The organism is Pseudomonas yamanorum (assembly GCF_013386765.1).
Taxonomy (GTDB): domain Bacteria; phylum Pseudomonadota; class Gammaproteobacteria; order Pseudomonadales; family Pseudomonadaceae; genus Aquipseudomonas; species Aquipseudomonas yamanorum_A.
On the sequence record NZ_JACARE010000092.1, the window covers coordinates 1 to 4,468 of the forward strand.

Sequence of the window (4,468 nt, forward strand, 5' to 3'; positions counted from 1 at the left end):
GGGCTCGACAGCTCCCACATTCAATCTTCATGCACTCAGCGAGTGCGGTGTTGGTATGACGATGGAGAGAAAGAACCGATGAAGACTGAACAACTACGCACCCTGCAAACCCTGCGGGTGCTGCGTGAACAACGGGCGGCCAGCCAGTTGGCGGCGCAACAGCAACGCTGCGCGCAAACCCACGGCGCCCTGAGCGACGCCAAGGAACAATTGCGCCTGCACCGTGAAGCCGTCGCCCGTGAAGCCGGTGAGATCTACGCCTCGCTGACCGAAGGCCTGTCGGTGGCCAGTTGGCAGGCGGCCCAGGATCGCCTGCGGGGCTTGTCCGACGCTGAGCAACTGCTTGAGGGCGACATCAGCCAGGTGTCCAGCACCCTGCAAACCCAGGAGCGTGAGCGCGACCTGTTCCGCCAGGAACGCCTGAACCGACAGCGCCAGTCCGACGCCTGGCGAAGCCTGCTGGACGGGCGCGAAAACAGTGAGCGTGTCGCCGGCGAGCTGCGCGAAGAACAAGGGCTCGGCACATGATCGTGGCCCTTGCCGACCCGTTGGCGCCCTGGCTTGAACACTATGACCCGGCGCTGCTCCCGCTGCATAACCAACTGCACCGCCGGCGCCATGCATGGCAGGGCCGTTGTGCCGGGCAGGACTTGAGCGTCGCCTGGGCCGCCGATCCCCAGCCGCTGAAAACACCCCGGGACGTGTTGCTGCTGCTCGGGCAATCTCCGGCGCGCCTGCGCCTCTCGGCCGACGCGGTGCAGCAGGTGCTGGTGCCGCTGGCGTTGCAGTTCGACGCGCAAGTGCTGCCGTCATTGCCGCGCTCGCTGCTGCTGGAACTGGCCGTGCTGGATCTGATCGAGCGCCTCGAACCCTTGCTCGGCCACCCCGTGCAGTTACTCGAAACCCATGAAGAACAACGGCCTTACGCCGTGCACCTGGCGTTGACCCTGACCTTCGGCAACACCCCGCCCATGGCCGCCCAGCTGGACTTGAGCGAAAGCGCCGCGCTGCTGGTGGCGCAGTTGCTGGAGCAGCACGGCCAGATCGAGGCCGACCCGTTGCCCGCGCTGCGCCAGACCCTGTCGGTGGTGGCCGGGCGGCAATGGCTGAGTCTCGGCGAGTTGCGCAGCTTGCAGCCCGGCGATGTGCTGATGCTCGAACCCGGCAGCGGCTGGCTGCTGGACCTCGAGGGCCGCTTGCAAGCCCGCTGCCAGTGTGACGGCGCGTCGCTGCAGCTACAGGAAGCTTTGAAAACGCCCCTTTTGGACATGGAGAACACAATGACTGATGTCGATGCCGCCGCCGCCCTGGACGATTTGCCCCTCAAGCTGGTGTGCCAGGTCGGCAGCCTGGAACTGACCCTTGCGCAGTTGCGGGAACTGGGCGCGGGCAGCCTGCTGCAACTCAATACCCCGACCGTGGATGGCGTCGACCTGATGGTCAACGGCCGCCGCGTCGGCCAGGGCCAACTGGTGAAAATCGGTGACGGCCTGGGCGTGCGCCTGCTGAGTTTCGCCACCCCATGACCGGTTATCAGCCGAACCTGATCGAGATCATCCTGGTGGTTGCCACCATCGGGTTGATCCCGTTGGCGGTGGTGACCCTCACCGGCTTCATGAAAATATCGGTGGTGCTGTTCCTGATCCGCAACGCCCTGGGCGTGCAGCAGACCCCGCCGAACCTTGTGCTGTACGGCATCGCGCTGATTCTGTCGGTGTATGTCACCACGCCGTTGATTGGCGACATGTACCGCCAGGTGGAGGGGCGCGACCTGAACATCGAGCACGTCGAGCAACTCAAGGACCTCGGCGATGCCTTGCGCCCGCCGTTGCAGGCGCACCTGGCGCGTTTCGCCAACGAGTCCGAGCGCGGGTTTTTCGTGCAGGCCACCGAGACCATCTGGTCGCCGGAAGCCCGTGCCGACCTGCGCGATGACGACCTGGTGGTGCTGATCCCGGCGTTCGTCAGCTCGGAGCTGACCCGGGCCTTCGAGATCGGGTTTTTGCTGTACATCCCGTTCCTGGTGGTGGATTTGCTGGTGTCCAACGTGTTGATGGCGATGGGCATGTCGATGGTCTCGCCGAACCTGATTTCGATCCCGCTGAAAATCTTCCTGTTCGTGTCATTGAGCGGCTGGTCGCGCCTGATGCACGGTTTGATTCTGAGTTACGGCTGAGGCACGACCCATGGGCCAGGACGTTTTCCTGTCACTGATGAAACAGGCACTGATGACCGTGCTGATGCTCTCTGCGCCGGCGCTGGGGGTGGCGATTATCGTCGGCTTGAGCGTGGGCCTGTTCCAGGCGCTGACCCAGATCCAGGACCAGACCTTGCCCCAGGTGGTGAAGCTGGTGGCGGTGTTGTTGACCATCGTGTTCCTGGGCCCGGTGCTGGCCGGGCAAGTGGCGGAACTCGGCGGCCAGGTGCTGGACAATTTCCCCTTGTGGACGCGCTGACCGCCCATGGATGCCAGCCTTACCGCACAGTTTCTGGAAGTCGCCTACCCGGTGATCAGCTCGGCGTCGCTGGCTGCCTGCCGGGCCATGGGCGTAGTGGTGATCACCCCGGCGTTCAACCGCCTCGGGCTCACCGGGATGATTCGCGGCTGCGTGGCCGTGGCGATTTCGATCCCGATGTTCATGCCGGTGTTCGACGCCATGACCTCGATGCCCAACCACGGCAGCCTGTTTATCGCCGGGTTGCTGATCAAGGAATTCCTGATCGGCATCCTGATCGGCCTGTTGTTCGGCATACCGTTCTGGGCGGCGGAAGTGGCGGGGGAGTTGATCGACCTGCAGCGCGGCTCGACCATGGCGCAACTGGTGGACCCGCTGTCCACCGGGGAGTCGAGTGTGATGTCCACCTTACTGACGGTGATGCTGATCACGCTGTTCTTCATGTCCGGCGGTTTTATCCTGATGGTCGACGGCTATTACCACAGCTACCAACTGTGGCCGGTGACCGCGTTTACCCCGGTGTTCGCCAGCTCGGCGTTGCTGGCGGTGCTGTCGATTCTCGACCAGATCATGCGCGTCGGGGTGCTCATGGTGTCGCCGCTGATCATCTCGCTGCTGGTCACCGATTTGATGCTGGCTTACCTGTCACGCATGGCGCCGAACCTGCATATTTTCGACCTGTCGCTGCCGGTGAAAAACCTGTTTTTCTCGATCCTGATGGTGATCTACATCGGCTTCCTGATTCCATTGATGCTGGACCAGTTGGCGGAATTTCGCGGCACGGTGGAACTGCTGAAAACCCTGGCGGGCATGGAGTAGCGTATGGGCGATACCAGCGAAGAAAAATCCCAGCCGGCCACGGACAAAAAGCTCAAGGACGCGCGCAAGAAGGGCCAGGTCGCCAAGAGCCAGGACCTGGTCTCGGGCATGGTCATCCTGTTTTGCACCCTGTGCATTTCCATCCTTGCGCCCCGGGCCCAGGCCCAGGTCACGGCGCTGATCGACCTCACCGCGCAGATCTACATCGAACCGTTCGCCACGGTGTGGCCACGGGTGCTGGACCATGCCGAGCAACTGGTGATCGGCATCACCTTGCCGGTGATGGCGGTGACTACGGGTGTGGTGATCCTGACCAATATCATCACCATGCGTGGCTTTGTGTTTTCCGTGGAGCCGATCAAGCCGGAGTTCAAGCGCATCAACCCCGCGGAAGGCTTCAAGAAGCTGTTTGCCCTGCGCAACTTTGTGGAGTTCATCAAGGGCCTGATCAAGGTGCATGTGCTGGCGGTGGCGTTCTACGTGGTGGGGCGACATGCGTTGCAGGCGTTGATGGAGTCTTCGCGGTGTGGCGCCGGGTGTATCGAATCGACGTTTTTCCTGGTGCTCAAGCCGCTGGTGTTCACCGTGCTCGCGGCGTTCATCCTGGTGGGCGGGGTGGACGTGTTGATGCAGCGCTGGCTGTTCGGCCGCGACATGAAAATGACCCGCAGCGAGACCAAGCGCGAACGTAAGGACATTGATGGCGACCCGCTGATCAAGAGCGAGCGGCGGCGCCAGCGCCAGGAAATGCAGGCGTTGGCCACCAAGCTGGGGTTGGGCCGCGCGTCGATGATGATTGGTACCACCGATGGCTGGGTGATTGGCGTGCGTTATGTGCGTGGCGAGACCCCGGTGCCGGTGGTGGTGTGCCGGGCTTCGCCGGAGGAGGCGTTGGGGATGTTGCAGGAGGCGTTTGACTTAGGGATACCGCAGGCGCCGGACAGGGTTTTGGCGGAGGCGATTGCCAGGAAAACCGTGCCGGGAGATCCGGTGCCGGATGCTTCGTTCCAGGCGGTGGCGGATTGGCTGGTGGCGGCGCGGTTGATCTGACGATCCCGAGCCGAACACCGAACAAAATGTGGGAGCTGGCTTGCCTGCGATAGCGGTGGGTCAGGCACTGAAGTGGGTGCCTGATACATTGCCATCGCAGGCAAGCCAGCTCCCACATTGGATTTAGGGTGTGCCAGTTGGCT

The 4,468-nt window shown here is 63.0% G+C and carries 6 protein-coding genes; all 6 read left to right on the forward strand.

Going from position 1 to position 4,468, the window contains the following annotated elements:
- The first annotated feature begins 78 nt into the window (after positions 1–78).
- From HX875_RS32530 to HX875_RS32555, 6 genes are read left to right on the forward strand one after another with little or no spacing between them, the layout of a single operon-like run.
- Complete coding sequence (locus HX875_RS32530) at positions 79–528, forward strand: hypothetical protein (RefSeq protein WP_177049017.1); 450 nt, start codon at positions 79–81, stop codon at positions 526–528.
- The gene (gene sctQ / locus HX875_RS32535; RefSeq protein ID WP_177049018.1) at positions 525–1,526 is read left to right on the forward strand and encodes a type III secretion system cytoplasmic ring protein SctQ; all 1,002 of its coding nucleotides are present in this window, start codon (positions 525–527) and stop codon (positions 1,524–1,526) included. The genes HX875_RS32530 and sctQ overlap by 4 nt, the downstream gene beginning before the upstream one ends.
- The gene (gene sctR, locus HX875_RS32540; protein WP_003208316.1) at positions 1,523–2,176 is read left to right on the forward strand and encodes a type III secretion system export apparatus subunit SctR; all 654 of its coding nucleotides are present in this window, start codon (positions 1,523–1,525) and stop codon (positions 2,174–2,176) included. The genes sctQ and sctR overlap by 4 nt, the downstream gene beginning before the upstream one ends.
- 10 nt (positions 2,177–2,186) lie before the next feature.
- Complete coding sequence (locus HX875_RS32545) at positions 2,187–2,456, forward strand: EscS/YscS/HrcS family type III secretion system export apparatus protein (RefSeq protein ID WP_010167085.1); 270 nt, start codon at positions 2,187–2,189, stop codon at positions 2,454–2,456.
- A 6-nt stretch (positions 2,457–2,462) separates the two neighbouring features.
- Entirely contained in the window at positions 2,463–3,275 is an 813-nt protein-coding gene (sctT, locus tag HX875_RS32550; RefSeq protein WP_003208312.1) for a type III secretion system export apparatus subunit SctT, read from the forward strand.
- Positions 3,276–3,278: 3 nt separating this feature from the next.
- Entirely contained in the window at positions 3,279–4,325 is a 1,047-nt protein-coding gene (locus tag HX875_RS32555) for an EscU/YscU/HrcU family type III secretion system export apparatus switch protein (protein WP_177049019.1), read from the forward strand.
- The last annotated feature ends 143 nt before the right edge of the window (positions 4,326–4,468 follow it).